Below are 15853 nucleotides of genomic sequence, written 5' to 3' on the forward strand. Positions count from 1 at the left end.
ATTTGTTCGTATTCTTTTGTGTTCACCCTATAAGGGATTACTGCATTTTTCTTCTCATACGGAAAACCTTGATGCCGGAAACCACTAAAATGGCTAAACCGGTTGTCAGGAAACCAAAACCATTGACCGCATCCTGAGAGAAGTTTAAGCCGGTTACTGGATTTTTGACGTTGGATGGGGTTTTGCCATCGGTATTGCCGTCAATGGTTCCGCCGCCGCCTGCTGAAGCCTCAGAAACGGTAATTTTAAATTCAATGGACTTGCCGCCATAGGTTGCGGTTAAGGTCTGTTCGCCGGCTTTTGTTTTGTCATAGCCGGTGATTTCAGCGTCGGATAATGGCAGCTCACGGACGGCTTCGCCATCATTGATGGTGGCTTTCATCATGCCGCCTTCCAGGTTTGGCATCGCGTCGCCAACGGTGGTTTTTCCAGTCGGTGCCTGGATCAGTTCCAACGCGGTAACCGTGGCTGCTTTAATGTTGATAGTAAAAGCGTTTTCCAGCTTCTGTCCGCCAAATTCAATGGCGACCGGTACGGCTTCGCCGACCTGGTTCATGTCCACAATGGCGGTGGCCTGGGCCATATCCATCTCGACATCGCCTGCCTGTTCATAGGTCACCGTTAATTTACCGCCGGTTAAATCGATGGCGTCGCCCTGAAGGTAATCCACCTTGGTCGGCGCTGCCGCGACAGCTAAGGCTTTGACGATATCTGCTTTTACCGTTACATCTGCGGAAGCGGTGAATCCCCCGTCCTCAGTGGTTGCCGTAATGCTGGCGGTTCCTGGGGCCACAGCGGTCACTTTACCGTCTGCGTCTACGGTTGCCACCGCATCGTCTGAAGAGGTCCATGCCACGTTGGGGTTGTCGGCGCCTGCCGGCTCAACCACTGCGGTGGCCTGGGCGCTCTGTCCCGGGAACAGCTCGGAAGCGTCTAAGGATACGGATACACCGGTAACCGGTACTGGGGCCGGCGGCGCTTCGGTAATGTTCACGCTGCTGGCAGTACCGCTGCAGTTGGCAGTGATTCTATCGGCAGCTGCGTTCGCAACAGTCTTTAAGTACATTTCAAGGCCCGCGTCTCCGGTGGCACCGTCTTTAACCTTGAAGGTTACCGTAAACAGATCGGTTGCTTCAGTCATGGGTTTCTTTCCTGTCATGTCAAACCAGCTAGCGTAAACGCCGGTGAAACCGCCGCCGCCAGGTTCAACAATCGGTGCATAGCTTGAATCCGTTGTGCCAGCGACTTCCAGCTTCGTAACGTCATATTGCAGCGCCACTTCATAGGAACCCACCGTTGGTTCCGGGGTCGCTGAAACAGCCACGGTAAAGGTGTCGCCTGGGTGCACCTCGGTTTTATCCGCCACGGCGGAAAATACAGCGGAATCCCCCGCTGCTTTCGCTCGCGGCATCATCCCCGGGATTGCCGCTGTTGCAAGCAGACTCAGTCCCAGGAAGCCTGCGATCAGTCTGCTTGAAAGTGTTTTTGCTTTCATTTTTTCCTCCTTAAAGAAAATAGAATAAAAATTTATATCAAGCGCGCGGCGTTTTTGTCCGCGCGCTTAATAACCTTAGTAACAGTGTCTGAAATTTAAAAACTTTTCTAAAAAACGATGCTTGTATCCGCTGCGTATTGTGCGATTTTTTGGGCGTCAATGATATCGACTATTCCGTCAAAGTTGACGTCTCCGGCTGCTTTTTGCATGTCTTCAATATTTTCGCCGCTCGCGAGCGCCAAAGCGATCTTTTGCGCATCAATAATATCAATGACCTCATCGCCGCTGAAGTTGCCTAACAGAACGCATTTGGCGTCTGCTTTAAGCGCGGTATCGCCTTCTTTAATGGTGTATTCGGCGCTGTAGCCTTTGCCTTCTGCCAATTTTGTTAACACAACGGTTTCGCCGTTCATGGTAAAGCCGTAAGGCACATAGGCTTCACGGACTGCGGCGGGCGCAAACTGATACGTCAGTTTGTCTCCGGCCATTACGGTATCCCCTACCTGTACCGCTTCCCCGTTTTTCAGGATTGTGGCGTTCATGCCGGCTGCCTGTTCTTCGGTCAGTCCAGTGGTGATTTCTTCCACCACCACGCCCGCGGTCTTTTCTTTAATCACGAGCTTGGCGCTCATGGTTTCGGGTTCAACCACATGGTTGGCGTCGGTTTTAAAGGTGGCGGTTACCGTATAAGTTCCCGGAACGCTTGGCGGCAGGTTTACCGCTTCGCCTGAACCTTCTCTCTCATAGGTGTAGCTGACGCTCACACCCTCTGGCAGTGTGCCTTTGATTTCAATGGTCTGAGGATTGCCGTCTTCGGTCACGGTTTTGTCTTCCATGCTAATATCGGAAAGGGTGATCGTTGCCGGGATAATTTTACCGGTCACCCGGTTTAAATCCAGACTGTATTTATCGGCGTCGGCGCCGGTCAGGGTTAAGCCGGTAACCTTCACTGAAATGTTGTTTCCGACGTCGGCTGCATTGAACTCAGCAACGGCTGTGCCTTCTAACTGGACGTCAGTTCCTGCGGTTAAGGATGCCGGATCTAAGGTCGGCGTTTCGGCCACAACGGCGTCTTTCGTGCCGTCATATACCTTATCGGCAATCTTAATTTCCGGAATCAAAATAACCTTATCGCTAATGCTCACATTGACGGAAACCGCATCACTTGTGATGGTCGCCCATTCCGGCACGGCGGCGGTTCCTTCAAACACAACGGGTGCTTCGGTCGCTGTCTTACCAAAATCCGCTGGCACTTCGGTGATCCACTGAATGGCAGGGTTGCGGTCAGCCTCACTGACGGGTACACCGGCCGGGTATTTACAGCCAACGGTTTCCGGTAAGCCTAAGGCTTCAATGGTTGGATAGCCTTCGGCGCTTACTGTGCGCATTATATCGTTTAATGGATCCAGCTCTGCGTTCACGCTGTTAACAGTCAGCACTTGTTCCACCATGGCGTCACCGCCGCGTACAACGTAGTGGTAGGTATTTCCCTTGAGGCTGTAAACGTCGTTGGTCGCCCAGCTCAGCCCCAGATCGGAGGCTTTGCCGTTTTTCGTTGTGCCATTGTTATAGGTCGCTTTCAGAATAATGTTATTGTCAATATGGCTTTGCAGCTGGTCGGCGCTGGCATTCTTCTCATCATTCGCAAAGAGGTCAAGGTCTGGCGCTTCGCCTACCTTTTCCAGTCCGGTGATTTTCAGCGCGCTATCGCTAATGCTCACATTGACAGAAACCGCGTTGCTTGCGATAGTCGCCCATTCCGGTACGGCGGCGGTTCCTTCAAACACAACAGGTGCTTCGGTCGCTGTCTTGCCAAAATCCTGTGGCACTTCGGTAGTCCAGTGAATGGCAGGGTGGCGGTCAGCCTCACTGACGGTGACACCGTCCGGGTATTGACAGTCCGCGGTTTCCGGTAAGCCTAGGGCTTCAATGGTTGGATAGCCTTCGGTTCTTGCCGTACGAACCACATCGCTTAACGGGTCCAGCTCTGCGTTCACGCTGTTAACGGTCAGCACTTGTTCCACCATGGCGTCACCGCCGCGTACAACGTAGTGGTAGGTGTTCCCCTTGAGGCTGTAAGCGTCATTGGTCGCCCAGCTCAGCCCCAGCTCGGAGGCTTTGCCGTTTTTGGTTGTGCCGTCGTTATAGGTTGCCTTCAGAATAATGCTATTGTCGATATAGCTTTGCAGCTGATCGGCACTGGCATTCTTTTCATCATTCGCAAAGAGGTCAAGGTCTGGCGCTTCGCCCACCTTTTCCAGCCCGGTGATTTTCACATCGCTAATGCTGACATTGACGGAAACCGCGTTGCTTGCGATGGTCGCCCATTCCGGTACGGCGGCGGTTCCTTCAAACACAACAGGTGCTTCGGTCGCTGTCTTACCAAAATCCGCTGGCACTTTGGTGGTCCACTGAATGGCAGGGTGGCGGTCAGCCTCACTGACGGTGACACCGTCCGGGTATTGACAGTCCGCGGTTTGCGGTAAGCCCAGGGCTTCAATGGTTGGATAGCCTTCGGCGCTTACTGTGCGCATTATATCGCTTAACGGGTCCAGCTCTGCGTTCACGCTGTTCACGGTCAGCACTTGTTCTGCACTGGCGTCACCGCCGCGTACAACGTAGTGGTAGGTGTTTCCCTTGAGGCTGTAAGCGTCATTGGTCGCCCAGCTCAGCCCCAGCTCGGAGGCTTTGCCGTTTTTGGTTGTGCCGTCGTTATAGGTCGCTTTCAGCATAACGCTATTGTCAATATGGCTTTGCAGCTGGTCGGCGCTGCTATTCTTCTCGTCATTCGCAAAGAGGTCAAGGTCTGGCGCTTCACCTACCTTTTCCAGCCCGGTGATTCTCCGCTCATCCATGAATGCTTTCATGTTGAGTTTTGTGTCCCCTGGTTTTACCGTATAAGAATATTTGGCAATGCCATCAACCACTTTTACACCTGCCGAAATATCCTCTCCATTTAAGTTGAACTTGACGAACGTATGCTGCGGGCAGGGAGTCACGGTGTATGCCACAACATCTCCCACACCAATTTCGTCGTTGACTGTTTTGGTCTCTATCTTGCAGCTGCAGCCTTCCAGTGGCTGTCCCAGCTCATCCACCAGTGTGGCTTCGCTTGTAATGGGAACCACGTTCAGGGTCACCGTCGCGGTGCGGCTGTTGCCTTTGGCAATGCCCTCGTCGGTGGCGGTGGCGATGACGTTAAAGGTCGTTCTGCCGGTTGCAGTCGGTGTACCGGTAATCCGGCCATCACTGGTGAGCTTTAAGCCCTCCGGTAAAGCGGCGCCTGGTACCAAAGCGTAGGTATAATCGCCGTTTCCGACGGCTACACTGCCTTCATAAGGCCCTCTCAGTTGCGCGTCGGCCAGTTCCGGCGCGTAGGCAAAGGGCTTAACCATGAAAGCGGCGCTTTCGGCTTCCCAGTAATTATCCTGATCGCTGACAAAGGTTTTAATATCGTATGTTTTATTTTTTGACAATCCCGTAAAGGTATAGTCGGTCTTGCCGGAGGTAACATTCTGAGGGTTCCCGACAGACTGCCCGGTTGCGTGGTCAAAGGCCTGTATCGCCACGGGCACGCCGCTTACCACACTGCTTACCTGAACGGTCACATTGTCTTCGCCAACGCTCTTTATACTAAAGCGTCCCAAATCGGCCGGAACAACGGTTTTCTTTAAAGACACATTTGGGTCGGTAAAGGTAAAGCCACTGCCATAGGCCAGGTTTGCTCCTGGATTAGCGTAAACTCTGGAATCTCCGGCAACCGAAGCGTTGATTTTTTTGTTGGTGCCGGGGGTGGTCCACAGGTAGAGCTTCCCGGACTGTGTTTTCAGATTCCTGCCATAGCTTTTACCGTCAATGGTGGCATTCTCAACCACGGTATTATCACCGGACATGTTGCCAAGACTGATGGTGGCCGGATAGACGTTATTGGTCGCACTGTTCTGCGCGGTTACGTTCATTCGCCCGTTAACCACGTTGAAAGAACCGCTATCAACCTTTACATTAAAAGTATTGTTTTCAATGGCGCCGACGTCCATAATGGTTTTATCACTCGAACGGGTCTCCGCGCTTACAGTACCGCCTTTAACATTGAAGTTCACGGTATTCCCTTTGGACTGGGTCCATTTGCTGGTGGTGGGGTTGTTTTTATTCATGGCGCCAACTCCAACCGCCGGTGATGTGGCAAGTTTGTCCCCTTTGTCCTGGGAAAGCATCTGGAGCTTCCCGCCGGTAACGTTGCAGGTCACGGTTTGATTCTGAGCAAGCAATCCGACGCCAATGGCGGGACCGGTTGCATCGCCGGCTTTTGTGTCCGATGTGTCCAGGTCATTGTGGATAGTGATGTTACCGCCGCCGATATTAGCTTCAATATTCTGCCTATAACTTACGCTTGCTCCTGTGCCAATACCAGGTGCCTGACCCCGAACTACAATATCAATCATTCCACCGTTAATGTTGGAGGTGACCGATTGTTTTGTAGAGCTATTAAGCATGCCATAAGCCGTAACTCGTGCATTACCCGCACCACCAATTGCCGCGCCACCATAATAGCTAGTAAGGTAAATCTTGGCTGTTGATGTTTTGGGGATATTTAAAGTGACATTTTGGGTACCTTTTTCAATATGCCCAGTTCCAATAACAGCTCCTGAACGTCTGTTTCCATTTTCTTCCACTAGTGAAGGGTTGTCTGCTCTTACCGTTCCGCCATTAATTGTTATGTTTACTTCTGCACTGTTACCATCAACCGTTCTTCCCGTTCCAATCGCTGCTCCTACTCCAAAACTATGCGCTTCAACAACAGCTGGATCGTTGATGGTCAGATTTAAAATTGAATTATAAGTATCTGCACCAACAGCTGGTGCTCCATACTTTGAGGTTGCCTTAACCATACCGGAATTAACCGTCAATGATGCCGACCCTCCCCAACAAGTACCAATTACCGGATAGGAGTAAGCAGCATTTCCTATTTGGCTTAAATCTAACACTCCACCATCATCATAATCTGCAATTGTAACGTTAGCTTTATCCCATAAGCCAAGAACTGTTCTATCCTCTGAGCCAGTAGATTTAGCTGTATTTTCCCCTTTAAGTAAAAACGTTACATTAGCACCTTGGTTTACCGAAACAAAAACTCCGCCTCCTTGCCAATTCAAATTTTCCAGTATAACTGTTGCGTTAATATTATTGGGGACACTTATTACGTTCCCTGTCGTCGTACCGGAATTTTGATAAATACGGACGACTTCTTTATCTTTAACGGTCACACTTCCAGTCGCCAAATCCACTTCTCTTGTCGGCGTTACCGGAGCGGCTTTAGCTTCTCTGGCGGGCAGGACAGCGCCTGACAGCAACAGCACGATGCTCAAAACCAACACCAACAAGGGCTTAAAAAGCGTTCCGCCTCTTATTAAATCATTTTTATTCATTGTTATGTCCTTTCGTTATTTTAATCTTTTTGTTATCCATGATAACCTGTCTTCTATCGCATGATCCGCTCAACCCATAAGCAGCATCCCTCCTTTACCCGTTGATTAACACTCGGTTTTCTGTTCCTTTGCTGACTGCGTACCGCTTGATAAAAGACCTCTATTCATCGGTATCTTACCGTGAATAACACTTAAGGGGCAGAAGAGAGCTGCGCTGGTTGGAACATTTCTCTTCTGCAATTACAAAAAAAGGTAAAAAGGTGAGATTAAGCATGAAACGGCTTTTGGCGCGTACCGTTTCATCTCACTATATATTCAACAGAGCGTTGCTTTATGCTTTCTCTGCGAATAGCACATTTTTTCATTCGAAGAAAAGCGGCGGCGATCTCGGGGTCAAACTGAGTGCCTATGCCTTTTTCAATTTCACTTAAAGCGTCATCGGCTGAAAGCCGGCGCCGGTAGCACCGGTTGTTAACCATGGCGTCCCAGCTGTCTGCCACAGCGCATACCCTTGCCAGAAACGGGATGGCCGCTCCTTTCAGCCCCGACGGGTAACCGCCGCCGTCCCACCGTTCGTGATGGTCTCTGCACACAATGGCTCCAATCCGGCAAAAGTCTTTCTCTTCCGAATTTTCTGCCAGCTCTCTGAGCTGGTCAAACAAGATACTCCCAAAACGTGTGTGCCGTTTCATGATTTTCCATTCTCCCGGGCTCAGGTCCTGCTTTTTCTTTAAAACCCCCCCTGGCACAATGCACTTGCCGAGATCATGGTAGTAATATGGTCGATGGCCGGCTAACCAGACAGCGCTCATTTCGCTTCCCTGATTCAGCTGCTTTAAAATTTCATCCATGAGGACGCCGGTTCTCTGGCAATGCCTCTGAACCTCTCCCGGACAATTCCTTAAATATTCGTTAACAGCTTCAAGCATTTTTCATTTCATCCTTGTCTTTTTTGCTTTTTAGGGTATACTATTACCGCTAAAATCCTTCAAAAAGTCGCAAAATTATGTATTTTGCGTCATCATACAACTTTTGGATATATTTCTTCCAACATATTTTCAATTTGCTTTCTCAATCGGTGCGGACACCTATCTTTATTTAAACGGTTCATAAGCTGTATTGCATTCTGTTTATCAGTATCGGATGGATGCACATAGATATCCATTGTCGTCTTTATCTGAGCATGTCCCAACATTTCACTGATTAATTGAATATCAATGCCACAGGCTTTTGCGTTTGTTGCAAAAGTATGCCGGAGGTCGTGAAAATGATGATGGTCGATACACGCCACTTTACAGACATCATTAAAATAGCGTTGAATGGTTCTCACATCATAAAAACTGCCATTTCCTTTACTGATAACAAACATCTCACCCTTTCGCTGCCACTTTTCTAATCCTTTATAGTATTCTTTTATCTTCATTGCCAGAAGATCGTTCATCGGAATACTGCGAACCGACTTAAGCGATTTTGGTTTTCCAAGAAGCAGACTGCTTTTATGGGTGCCATCTGTCATTTGCTGGCTAATCCGTTGAAAGCTATGCCTTACATAGATAAATTCATTTTCCATATCAATATCTTTCCATTTTAAAGCTGTAACTTCAGAAATCCGCAGCCCGCTATGTAAAGCAATATAAACAGATAAAGTTTTGCTCCCTTCGTCATTACTCAATACTTTTTCAAGCTTATCCTGCTCTAATCGGTTTAATGCCTTACCCGTTCTTGCGTTTGCCTTTGGGAGCACAACACTGTTACACGGGTTTTCAAAAATAATGCCGTCTTCATGTGCTTTCTTTAAGACAGTCGCTATCCGTCCAAAAATATTTTTAACCGTTGTAGGGTTTAACCCATTTTCTTCCTCTAAATAGAATACAAAATCTTGTAAAACTTCTGTTGTAATATCCTGTACTTCATATTCGCCCAGCATTGGTATTAAATGTACACGAACCTGTCTCCGGTAGTTTTCCAATGTTTTTATTTTTACTTTTCCCTCTTTTTCTTTTTCCTTAAGCCAATTTTCCAATAAATCACGCATTAGTATTTTTTGCCCAAACACAGCGTTTCGGACAATTCCTATTAACCGATCAATCATTTTTTTCACTGTTATTCACTCCTAAAAATTTAAAATTTAAAAATTTCTTTAAAAAAGACTGGTATTTTTTCACAAATAAGGTTATAATAAGCTACATCAATATTTATTGAATTCAAAAAGACGCAAAATACATAATTTTGCGTCTTTTTTGTCTCTTCTTTTAAAACTATTTCTGTTAAACCCTTATAACATTATCTCTCTCATCGCATTTATCTTGCTCGTCACTGTTCTACTGTCCTCTCATTGCGCCAACTTCACCTTTCTTTTTATTCTTGGTAATACTACATTTTGACATTATAGTAAAACCTGCAGCGCACTGCAATCGGCATTTTTTCGCCTTATAATAGAAAAAGCGCTAATTTTTTATCATTTTTTTGAACGTTGTCACCCCAATATATGGCAAACTGTATTTAATCGATGTGAACGGTTATTTTTTTTGCTTTTTGTATATAAAAAATTATTAACGGGGTTTTTAAATTTTTTCGTGAAATAAAAAAAGTCCCCGGTCCAGGACCGGAGACGCTAGCAAAAGAAGAAATGAAAAAAGCTGTGTGCGTGTTAAGAAGTTCAAATCTTTTTGGCTTTGATTACTATCTAAGATTCTTTTTTGCTAAAATAACAGGGAGGATTACAGAGAGTTTGACAAATCGAGTGAGAGGCTCTGTAATATACCCACATATTCTCCCCGTTGGTTTCTATTATACACGAGCATGAAAAAATCTCAAGCGTTTTTATGCGTATTCATAGGAGAATAAAACAAGAGTTAATTATAATTCCATTTATCGACTTTTTCGGGCATTAGTCTGCTGCCGCTGATGCAAAAGGAATTGGCGATCTCTTTTGCTAAAATCAAACGAGATCGCCAAAAGTCTTATGAATCATTCCGTTTTTCTACTTTTGCTTTCCCATTTAAAAAAAGTATTTTGCATAGTATATTTAGGTCCATATTTCTCTGTAAAATCTTTTTTAACGGCGTCTTTAAATTCAAACTGTCCAAGACCGGCATTTTTGTAAGTGTAAGCGACGGTGGTATAGGGACATCCTGTGGTTATTGTATCCTTTGACATTGTTCCGGTGACTTCATTTGGATTTATTTCGTCATCCACTGTGAAAGTTACTTCAAATTCCATACTTTTCTCCTTTCTCTTATATTTTGTATGGCTTAAGGACATGACAGGCGGCCATGTCTCGATCCATCTTGCCAAAATCGGGTGGTCTTAATTATAACCAGTGCGGTTTTCTCACAAAACCGATCTAGTAAACGATATACTGCATGACTACCTGATGCTCTCCGATATTTAAAAGATAGAAGTTTTTTTCCTGTCCGATGATCCGCCCTCTCGGCACTTCTGTGAGGCAGCGGTTTAAAAGCGCCAGCTGCTTCTGTACTTTGGCCTCATCGGGCTGCTGCTCAGGAATGTCGTTTCCTACGATAACGCGGTAAACATATCCCACATCGGACAATGAAAACTGATCGTTCATCTCGGCTTAGCTTTCGATGGGCTGCTCAGGTTTTTTCGGCTTTGGCGGTGATGGGATTTCCGGATTCTGCGGCCCTTCTGGCTTCTTCTGCTCGATGGCTACCGGAGCGCTGGCTGTTGCCAGGATATCCAGCATTCTTGCCAGGCCTTCTGGCATGGCGCTGTCGCGGGCATGCACCTCAACGTGGTATTTGGCGGAGTTGTCACTGCTTCTTGTGTTGCTCTCATGACAGGCGATGGACCCTTTAATTTTGACGTCCATGTGAAAAGGCCCAATCTTAAGGCCTGCGTTGGCCTCCAGCTCTCCTTTTTTATCGGAGGTGCTTTCGGATGAGGTTGAGGACTTCACTTCCATATCAAAGGTGATATCCACAGCATTGACCATTAAGCTCGGTATCTTGATAATGGACAGGAAGGGTACGTTCATCATTACTTCCTCTGAACCGATACTGGCACCATCTGGCGCGGTGGCTGCCCGGGTAAAGGAAAACGAGGTGGTTCTCACTTTTCTGCTGCCATCCGCTGCCGGTGGCTCTAAACCGACATCCTCTATGAACCTGGCCGTGGAATTGGCAAGCATCATCTGCGCGTCGCAGGCTGCTTTCAGCGGGCCGCCGACAAGGGCGGCCATATCCAGACCACTGAACTGATCCTGCATACTTACTAAACCTTCTGGCATTTTTTTACTCCTTTCGTTTTATAATGTGACTTTGGTCAACTGATCAGAAATACGCATCAGTCCTTCCGGGGGATCTTCGGATTCAAATTTCAGGCTTATCTGCGCGTAGTTATCTGAGCTGTCCCTCCTTCCTAATCCCGGTATATATCCAAGATACCCCGTTTCCTGTGGGGGTCTCTGACCAGACGTAGCGCCTTTCAGGGCATTGGTTTGCTGCTGGGGCTCACTTTTTTTCAGGGCTATTTTTCCATAGAGCTTTACTTTAAAGTCGACTGAGATTTCCTTTAATTTTAAGGAGGATAGCGGCACAACACACAGCTTTGGCACGGAAAGGGTCCGGTAGACAACTTTGCCGTTTTCATCATACTCTGGATATGCCATCTGAAAGCAAATGGGTTTTTTGTCCTGATCAAAATAATGGGACAGCATGTCCAGGTGCTGTGTCTCCGCGATCTTATTGGCTTGGATAAAGGCCTCCTGGATTGACGCGATTAAATCATTAAAGTTTTCCTGCTTTTTCATCATTACCCTCCTCCTTTTTCTCCTTTAATATCTTTTTTTACTACAGATTATATAACGGCCCATTGGAAATTTTTTGGAATATTTTTCTGATTTATTCTTCTAATATCAGGCTGATGTATTTCTGGGCTTCCTGGATCCGGTTGTGGCTTTTATACTCCCTGATCAGCCACTCTGCTGCCTCCAGATATTCCATATCAAAATAGGCCTCCTGACTGCTGAGCCACTCAAAGGTTTCATTCTGAAAGAGTCTTCCCTGGTACAGAAGCAGCATTCTCCGGCGGTTCTCAATGGTGGGCGCCTGTCTTAAAAGCTGGCTGAACTCGTTGATATCCGAATAAATCCGGCTCATATCCAGCGACAGGGCTCCGCCGCTGTTTACCAGTGGAGATAATTCGTTAAACCCGGGTATATTTTTGAGATACTGATTGGCTTTATAAAAGCACGCCATTGATTTTTGCGGCATTTTATTTGGCCAGAGCAGCTCGGCAATCACTCTCTTGGACAGGGGCTTTCCATTTTGCAGCAGTAAAAGCGCCAGCATTTCCTTTGCCTTTTTACTGGCAACGCCCATTGTGACACCATGATAATAAATTGAAAAGCCTCCAAAACACAGAAACACTAATGGGACGGGCGTCATACTGGATTTGACCCTGCTTTCTCTTCCGGGAACAGAAATTTTTTGATGCGGCTTTGTCTCTGCCTCTCTCACCAAAGCCAGGCAGATCACCCTGTTTTTGATGGTTAGCTCCAGCTCGTCTCCTTCCTTTAATAGCAAAGCCTGCATAATCTCACCTGGTATGGTGACCTGCGCCCTTTTCCGAATTTTAATTCTCATACTCTCCTCTTTCCCAAAGCAGCTTTTCTGCTATCTCGAATCTGGGACAACAGCAGCTTGCTTTTACTATTTATTTTTTATAGTATTTTTAGAAGATTATATGAGAAATAAATTAACAGGTTCTTATTTTTCCATTTTTAAAAGGATATTTTTCAATAAAATATGACAAACGGTTCTTTCTCGATGTAAACGGTAGGGTATGGTTTGCAGAAACATGTTATAATAGGAGCAACGATACCCAAAGGAGCTATTTATGAAAACCTACGCAAAACACGTTGGCCTTGCGGCGCTGCTGCTTTTTGCCCTGCTTTTATTTTTTATGCCTGGGGCACAGGCCCAGGAGCCAGCGGGTACGGCTTGTGCGCCGGACGCAGAGACACTGGAGGCCTACCGGGCCGATGGCACCCTGGCGGAAAGACAGGCCTATTATGAAAGCCTGTCTCTTAACCAGACCGATCCGGGGCTCATTGCCCAGGCGCAGGCCCAGGAATCGGGAAGCGCCAGTCTGCGCGCTGTTCCCTCGGGCTGGAAAACGGGCATGGCCACCACCGGAGACGCCAACATCCTGCTGATAAGGGTGGATTTTCCGGACTACCGCTTTAGCGGCAATGATACGGAGGATGCCCTCCGGCAGATTGCCTTTGGTCCGGCGGGCGGGGGACAGCCGGGCTACCCCTATGAGAGCCTGTCGGCCTATTATGAGCGTTCCTCCTACGGGCAGCTTCATATTTCCGGCCAGGCTGCCAGCTACACGGCTGCAAACAACCGGGATACCTACAGCCGCAATATGGCCGGCCTGTTTAAGGAGGCCATGACCGCCCTGGATGCGCAGGGTATGGATTTTAGCCAGTTTGACGGCAATGGCGATGGGCTCATGGACGGGGTGTACATTCACTTTGCCGGGCCGGATACGGGCTGGGGCAGCCCCTGGTGGAGCCAGAAAGCGCACTATGAGGGCGCGCCCTTTGTGCTGGACGGCGTGGCCCTCTCCGATTATGTGACCCTGCACGACAACTCGGCCAATGGCGCGCGAACCCTGATCCATGAGACGGGCCACATGCTGGGTCTGGCGGATTATTATTCCTACACTGCCCAGACCTATGAGAACGGCATCCGCACCTTTGACATGATGTGCGACAATACGGGCGACCACAATGGCTTTTCCAAATGGCTGCTGGGCTGGATTAATCCTGAGGACATTACCCGGGTTTCGGCTGCGGACGGCAGCGCAGCGCTCACCTTAAGCGCCATCTCGGGCAATGATGGCTCGAAAATCGCGGTGGTTTCCCCCACGGATTCGGGCATGTTCTCGGAGTATTTTCTGATCCAGTATGACGTGCCGGGGCTTAACAATGAGGGCATTTATTACCCGGATGTACCGGACAGCGGCTTTCGGGTCTTTCACATTAACGCGGCGCTGAACGCGGATGGCTCAAACTTTATGTACATGAACAAAACGCCCGCAGAGCCGAAGCTCATTGAGGCCGTGGGCCCGGAAGGCCAGACGGCTCCCTATATGCCGCTGTTCTATACAAAGGGCATGCGTCTGGCGCCGGACACCACCCCGGACAGCAGCTTTTTCGGCGGCCAGTACCAGGCCTACACGGGCGTGGTACTGGAGAACCTGGACACCCAAAATGCCAGCTTAAGCGTCCGGTTTGAAAACACGCCGCCAGTGGTGCCCACACTTACCCTCACACCGGACAGCGCCCTGGATAACCAGACCAATCTGCCCACCTTTACCTTTACGGCCAACATACCGGTGCGCGATCATACCGGGGACGGTGCGCGGACGCCCATTACACTGGAGGGGCCAGACGGCACTTCTTACCCCATGCACTGCGCCATTGACGGAACCTCCCTGGCGCTGGGGCTTGCGGACAGCTCTAATATCGCAAACCTGAAGGCCAACACGGCCTACACCCTGGTATTTCCCGAGAAATATTTTGATTTGGGGCAGGGCATCTACTCAGAGGCGCTCCGTTTTTCTGTGAAAACCGGGGATATCCCCGCTGTACAGAGCTCTGGTGTTCTGGAGCAGCCTTCCTCCTTCGGGGGCAAAGAGACTGAACTCGCGGCGCTCTCAGACGGGCGTATCTTCCGGTTTATGGGCCGGTATAAGCCTTCCGGCGAAACTTATTTCAGTTATTTTGACCAGGTTCAGCTTTTACTTGCCGGCACAGACCTTCAGACCAGCCTGCTGAATGTGGAGGGCATACCCGACATTGAGTCTTACTCGGATATTCACGGCCTTGCCCTCTCCGACGACACGCTGGCACTGGCGCTTTATAACAAGACAAATGACACCACCTCGCTTTTCTCGGTGGATTTAGAGGGCAGGGTGCTGGCCGGCCCCTACACCCTGAGCGGCAGCCCTAAGCTCTTTTCGGGCGGCAGCAGTGTGAAGGCCTGGCGGTCCTTCTATGGCAATGGCGAGGAGCTGCCCGGCATCCAGCTTGAGACCATCGACTTTAAAAACCCGGTAGCCACCAGCTTTATCTATGGCGAGGGGCTGAACAGTGATCTTAAGCTCTTTCCGGTGGACACGGCCAGCTACGCGGTGCAGGAGCGGATTTCCACTAGTCTGTGGGAATATAAGAATTATCTGAGCCTTTACAGCATGGACAGTGACACGCCAAAATGGCGGACGGAGTGCACCACCAGCAATGCCATCATCGGTGTGGCGGCGCAGAACGGCGGCATCGCCCGGATCGAGACAGACTATGGCATGATGGACGCCCATGCCGCCAGCTTCAGCAGCCAGTATAAAAACGTCCTGGTTACTGCCTTCGACGCGAATGGTCGCCTGACGGAAAAATCCAAGGTGGTTGGGCGCATCCGGTCAGCGGTTAATGAAACCCAGAATGTCCTTTCTGTAAAGGGCGGCGCCTCGGGCATCGCGGTGGAAAGCACCTTTCTGGCGCCAGCTCTGCCCTTTATAGAAAACAACAATGACACGGAATGCCGGGACTATCTGTTCATTGGCAGCGATGGCCAGACAAAGGCCCTCAGCGGCCAGAACGCTTCCCCGGGCTTATGGACCGGGGACCGCTACCTCATCACTGGCCGTGATCTGGATACGGGCAAATGTCTTTATTACCAGACGGATACGGTCTTTGCTGATACGCCGGATGTACCTGTGACGCCGGACACTCCAGGCGGCAGCGCAGACGCTCCGGCGGATAGCGCTGGCACCAGCGGAAACCTCTCCACTGGTATTCTGGGGACACAGGCTTCCCTGTACATGTGCCTTGCCCTCCTGGGTGCGGCGCTCTGCGGTCTGGCCGTTTACCGAAAAAACAGCGGACAGAAATAACAAATTC

General features: G+C 49.1%; 10 protein-coding genes. 1 reads left to right on the plus strand and 9 read right to left on the minus strand.

Annotated features, from left to right (window positions below):
* Positions 1–37: 37 nt before the first annotated feature.
* The 9 genes from BUC22_RS14055 to BUC22_RS14095 form a co-directional block, all read right to left on the minus strand.
* A complete protein-coding gene (locus tag BUC22_RS14055; protein ID WP_013378740.1) occupies positions 38–1495 on the minus strand; it encodes an Ig-like domain-containing protein in 1458 nt (485 codons plus the stop codon).
* Positions 1496–1602: 107 nt separating this feature from the next.
* Positions 1603–6921 (minus strand): YDG domain-containing protein, encoded by a 5319-nt coding sequence (locus BUC22_RS14060; RefSeq protein WP_013378739.1) that lies wholly within the window; start codon positions 6919–6921, stop codon positions 1603–1605.
* A 299-nt stretch (positions 6922–7220) separates the two neighbouring features.
* On the minus strand, positions 7221–7850 hold the full coding sequence (locus tag BUC22_RS14065) for an HD-GYP domain-containing protein (protein ID WP_013378737.1): 630 nt from the start codon (positions 7848–7850) through the stop codon (positions 7221–7223).
* Positions 7851–7942: 92 nt separating this feature from the next.
* Entirely contained in the window at positions 7943–9013 is a 1071-nt protein-coding gene (locus BUC22_RS14070; protein ID WP_227162973.1) for a tyrosine-type recombinase/integrase, read from the minus strand.
* Between the two features lie 878 nt (positions 9014–9891).
* Positions 9892–10143: a hypothetical protein gene (locus BUC22_RS14075; protein WP_013378735.1), complete on the minus strand. Its 252-nt coding sequence runs from the start codon at positions 10141–10143 to the stop codon at positions 9892–9894.
* A gap of 124 nt (positions 10144–10267) precedes the next feature.
* Entirely contained in the window at positions 10268–10495 is a 228-nt protein-coding gene (locus BUC22_RS14080; RefSeq protein ID WP_013378734.1) for a hypothetical protein, read from the minus strand.
* 6 nt (positions 10496–10501) lie between these two features.
* The gene (locus tag BUC22_RS14085) at positions 10502–11173 is read right to left on the minus strand and encodes a DUF2589 domain-containing protein (RefSeq protein WP_013378733.1); all 672 of its coding nucleotides are present in this window, start codon (positions 11171–11173) and stop codon (positions 10502–10504) included.
* Positions 11174–11191: 18 nt separating this feature from the next.
* Positions 11192–11698, minus strand: a complete 507-nt coding sequence (locus tag BUC22_RS14090; RefSeq protein ID WP_013378732.1) for a DUF2589 domain-containing protein — start codon at positions 11696–11698, stop codon at positions 11192–11194.
* Between the two features lie 88 nt (positions 11699–11786).
* Positions 11787–12530: an AbrB/MazE/SpoVT family DNA-binding domain-containing protein gene (locus BUC22_RS14095; protein ID WP_013378731.1), complete on the minus strand. Its 744-nt coding sequence runs from the start codon at positions 12528–12530 to the stop codon at positions 11787–11789.
* 253 nt (positions 12531–12783) lie between these two features.
* Here BUC22_RS14095 and BUC22_RS14100 point away from each other — a divergent pair, with 253 nt between their 5' ends.
* The gene (locus tag BUC22_RS14100) at positions 12784–15846 is read left to right on the plus strand and encodes a M6 family metalloprotease domain-containing protein (protein ID WP_013378729.1); all 3063 of its coding nucleotides are present in this window, start codon (positions 12784–12786) and stop codon (positions 15844–15846) included.
* Positions 15847–15853: the final 7 nt, after the last annotated feature.

Source organism: Eubacterium callanderi (genome assembly GCF_900142645.1).
Taxonomy (GTDB): Bacteria; Bacillota; Clostridia; order Eubacteriales; family Eubacteriaceae; genus Eubacterium; species Eubacterium callanderi.